Source organism: Candidatus Palibaumannia cicadellinicola, from assembly GCF_002855795.1.
In the GTDB taxonomy this organism is placed as follows: Bacteria; Pseudomonadota; Gammaproteobacteria; order Enterobacterales; family Enterobacteriaceae; genus Baumannia; species Baumannia cicadellinicola_C.
The window spans coordinates 1-4,026 of the sequence record NZ_NJPO01000048.1 but is presented as its reverse complement, the minus strand read 5'-3'; the positions used below and the strand labels follow the sequence as shown (position 1 = coordinate 4,026).

General features: G+C 42.6%; 3 protein-coding genes, 3 tRNA genes, 1 rRNA gene and 1 pseudogene. 1 reads left to right on the top strand and 7 read right to left on the bottom strand.

The genetic code is table 11. From position 1 onward, the window contains the following. Positions 1 to 126, top strand: a 16S ribosomal RNA gene (locus CEX73_RS01055); the annotation flags it as partial. 7 nt (positions 127 to 133) lie between these two features. Here CEX73_RS01055 and CEX73_RS01050 read toward each other — a convergent pair. The 7 genes and pseudogenes from CEX73_RS01050 to lipA form a co-directional block, all read right to left on the bottom strand. After that, positions 134 to 328, bottom strand: a pseudogene (locus CEX73_RS01050) (6-phosphogluconolactonase); the annotation flags it as partial. Between the two features lie 109 nt (positions 329 to 437). Further along, positions 438 to 523 (bottom strand) — tRNA-Leu (locus CEX73_RS01045). 13 nt (positions 524 to 536) lie between these two features. Next, positions 537 to 607 (bottom strand) — tRNA-Cys (locus CEX73_RS01040). Between the two features lie 213 nt (positions 608 to 820). Then, a tRNA-Gly gene (locus CEX73_RS01035) sits at positions 821 to 895 on the bottom strand. Positions 896 to 964: 69 nt separating this feature from the next. After that, on the bottom strand, positions 965 to 1,519 hold the full coding sequence (gene pgsA, locus CEX73_RS01030; protein ID WP_101626767.1) for a CDP-diacylglycerol--glycerol-3-phosphate 3-phosphatidyltransferase: 555 nt from the start codon (positions 1,517 to 1,519) through the stop codon (positions 965 to 967). Positions 1,520 to 1,652: 133 nt separating this feature from the next. After that, positions 1,653 to 2,867 carry a multidrug efflux MFS transporter MdtH gene (gene mdtH / locus CEX73_RS01025; RefSeq protein ID WP_101626766.1) on the bottom strand — a complete coding sequence of 405 codons (1,215 nt, stop codon included), beginning with the start codon at positions 2,865 to 2,867 and terminating at the stop codon, positions 1,653 to 1,655. Between the two features lie 230 nt (positions 2,868 to 3,097). Continuing rightward, positions 3,098 to 4,024, bottom strand: coding sequence for a lipoyl synthase (lipA, locus tag CEX73_RS01020; RefSeq protein WP_101626765.1), 927 nt, complete (start codon positions 4,022 to 4,024; stop codon positions 3,098 to 3,100). Between the last annotated feature and the right edge of the window lie 2 nt (positions 4,025 to 4,026).

Here is a 4,026-nt window from a genome sequence, read left to right as displayed (position 1 = left end):
GCTCAAATACGAAAGCATGGGGAGCAAACAGGATTAGATACCCTGGTAGTCCATGCTGTAAACGATGTCGATTTGAAGGTTGTAGCCTTGAGCTATAGCTCAAGGCTAACCTTCAAATCGACCGCCTGGGGATCATGCGGTAGCTGACTACGCTACAGACAGGACGTACGCCAAGATACAGATGTGTTTTGGCTGGATGGATAGTCATTGGCTGTCCTATTCCAGGGGTATTCACAACTTGTAGTAGTGTTAGTACACCCGCGTTATCTATCTGCAAAACATGAATCTGTTTACTTTCCGGACAAGACACGTAGACAATATTCTTCATCTTGTACCTTCTTTCTTACAGGCTTATGAAATGAAAATGAAGTAGAAGTAGTAGAAGTAGATGGGAGAAACCCAAATGGGTATTATTAGATGATGATAATTAGATTATCTGGTACCCGGGACGAGACTTGAACTCGTATAGCTAAAAGCCGAGGGATTTTAAATCCCTTGTGTCTACCAATTTCACCACCCGGGCATAGACAAACTTAAGGCGCGTTCCGGAATCGAACCGAGGTTGGCGGATTTGCAATCCGCTGCATAACCACTCTGCCAACGCGCCGTCTATAAATAATTTTTGTTATAGTATGGCTTGAGCTTACTTAAGCACTTTTGGCAACACTACTCATTTGAGTAGTAAATCTGTTACCTGAAATAATTAATTGGGAATGATAAATGATTTAACTAACTAGGAGATAACATTTCAGCCTGAATAAGTATTAGGCTTGCCATCTTGACAAAAGCAGCAATTAAATGAAATTTCGTAATCTGACTTTGGAGCGGGAAACGAGGTTTGAACTCGCGACCCCAACCTTGGCAAGGTTGTGCTCTACCACTGAGCTATTCCCGCAGCTAAATTGCGGCCTCCTACCAACTACTCAACTTAATTATACTAAGTTGAAAATACCAGTCAAGACCATTACCGTTTTTTTCGTACCATAGCGCGCCATGCCGTGCATAAATATTGGAACATTGACCATAAAGTCAATATTGTAGCTATATATAAAGCAATAATACCCACTAATGTTACTAGCTCTTTAGGGCGCCATAATAGTCCTACCAATGCTAGCATTTGCGTAGTTGTTTTGACTTTGCTAATCCAGGTAACTGCAACGTTGCGGCGTTTACTTACTTTTGCCATCCATTCTCGCAACGCCGAGAGACAAATTTCGCGTGTGATTATAGTCGCTGCCGGTAACGTTATCCAATAGGTATGAAAATGTTCTGCTACTAGTACTAGTGCAACAGCTACTATGACCTTGTCTGCAACTGGATCAATAAATGCACCAAAGCTGGTAGTCTGTTTCCAGTAGCGTGCTAAAAAACCGTCTAACCAGTCAGTAACAGCGGCAATAAAGAAAATTAACGCGCTAGCCAGCGCCCCACCCTGAAAAGGTAAATAGAAGGTGAGGACAAAGAACGGTATTATGACAATACGGAATAAAGTCAGATAAGTAGGTATATTTAATTGCATAGTGCTTTTTTGGTAACTATCTGGCTAGAAGATACGTGACTAGTGTCTTACTAACGCTAGCGCTATTGTTTCCAGAATTGCTTTGAGTATCTTTGTTACTCATACCATACATGGTTTTATGAATAACTGCTTATTATGATCTACCGCTACGGTTAAACATCATAGGTTTGATGGGGCGCTGCTGGAACTGGCGATAGAAGCCAAGCAGGGTAATTAGACCTATAAGGCCTAGCATAAACCAAGGTAATTGCGGTATATCCAGCTTGTTACCCATATCATAGAGCCAACCGCCCCCGCTATAGCCAATTGCTCCTCCGAAAGCTAGGCCTATACGGCTGAAACCCATGTAGCTGCCACGAGCACGATTATCTGCTAGTGATGCGCCTAACGTTTCGCGTGCTGGTTCGGCGATAATCGAGCCGGTATAAAACATACCGATGAGAAAAAATAACACTTGTAAGTTATGAATCATCCCAATCGGAAATAGACTCAGTAACATTATCGTGAGGCCAACCATAAACCTAGTTTCTAAGCGGAAGCGTTTTTCGCTCCATCTCGCAATGGGGTATAATAGTGATAATGATAAGGCAGCTTCTATAGCATATGTCCATCTGATCGCAGCAGGCTGACCAGCCACCTCATTTACCCGTATAGGTAGCATCAACATCACTTGCACCGATAACATATAATATCCGGTCAATGTTAAAACATAGGTGACAAAACGCTGGTCGTACAGTACCCGTCGTAGACCTTCCAGCATAGAAGTCTGTACCATAGAAATACGGTAAGCAGGTAGCAACCAGGCATTAAAAATAGCTGCGAAGACAAATAGCACCGCACCAGCTAAACAAACTAGTTCAAAATTATATTGTAGCAGCCAGCTGCCTAGCAGTGCGCCAACCATTGCACAAGTGCTGTCTTGTATCATTAATAGTGAATAAAAACGACCACGCTCCCATGGTCTAGTCAGTTTAATAACTAGCGCTGTGCGCGGAGGGTCAAATAACGTGCCACCTAACGCGGACAGGATGCAAGACAGCCAAAGTAGCCACGGTTCATCGGCGATACCCATGCAAATAAAACCTAGAGCACGCATCAGCATGCCGGTTATAATCATGGGTTTTGCTCCTAGTTTATCGGCGAAAGCACCGCCGAAAATACCTAAACCTTGTTGGATAAATTGGCGTAGTCCAAGAGCAATACCGACTAGTAGCGCGGCCCAGCCGAGTTGATCGACGAAACGAATGGAGATAAGCGGAAAGACGATATAAAAGCCCATTACTACTAGCATATTATCTATGAAAAGAAAATACTTACCCAAGCTCCGAGCTTGTGATACCGAAGACATGCTGCACCATAAATTATAATGAAAGATGATAAGACACCATATTTTGAACTTAATATTAGCTGAGCGATAGTACGGTCATAGACGATATTTTTAATCGCACAAAAGTTATAACTATGTTTAGAGTAGACTCAATATGAGTGCATAGATTATATCTATTTTATAATGCTGTGAAACAAACACGCCATGACGCTGAGAACAAAAGCTATTCTCTATTGAAATAGTAGAATCTGTTATTTCACTTCGATGCCTTTGTCCTGTAAATCAGCGTGGTAGGAAGAGCGCACAAAAGGACCGCAAGCAGCATGAGTAAAACCCATAGCCAGTGATTCCGCTCTTATTTCATCAAATTCTTGTGGACTCACATAGCGTTTTACCGGCAAATGATGACTGCTAGGCTGCAGATATTGACCGAGCGTTAGCATAGTAACCCCGTGTCTGCGTAAATCACGCATTACTTCTATTATTTCCTTGTTAGTTTCTCCCATGCCCATCATCAGACCAGATTTAGTAGGCAAAGATGGATGGTATTCTTTGAATCGTTCAAGTAACGTCAAAGACCGGTTATAGTCTGCGCCTGGTCGAACATGCTGGTAAAGACGTGGTACGTTTTCTACATTGTGGTTAAACACATCCGGTGGCGCGGTGTTAATTATTTCAAGTGCTAGTTTCATTCTACCGCGGAAGTCTGGCACTAGTATTTCGATGCGAGTAGTAGAGTTATTTGCGCGAATAGCACGGATACAATCTACAAAATGTTTAGCGCCACCATCTTGTAGATCGTCGCGGTTTACCGAAGTTACTACCACATAACGCAATTTCATCTGGGTAATTGTTTCCGCCAGTTTTTCTGGTTCATTGACGTCTGGAGTTAATGGCCGGCCATGCGCTACGTTACAAAAAGGGCAGCGGCGGGTACAGATAGTACCGAGAATCAGAAAAGTAGCAGTACCGCTGTTGAAACATTCAGCGATATTGGGACAACATGCTTCCTCACATATAGAGTGCAAGCTATTTTGGTGCATTGCGGTCTTTATTATCTTAATACGGTCGTAATCCGACGGAAGTTTAATTCTAAGCCATGAAGGCTTACGCAATATGGGCTCACTTTTTAGTGTCCTAGTTTTAACCCGGTTGAATGTAATTTCATCTGACTCAATTA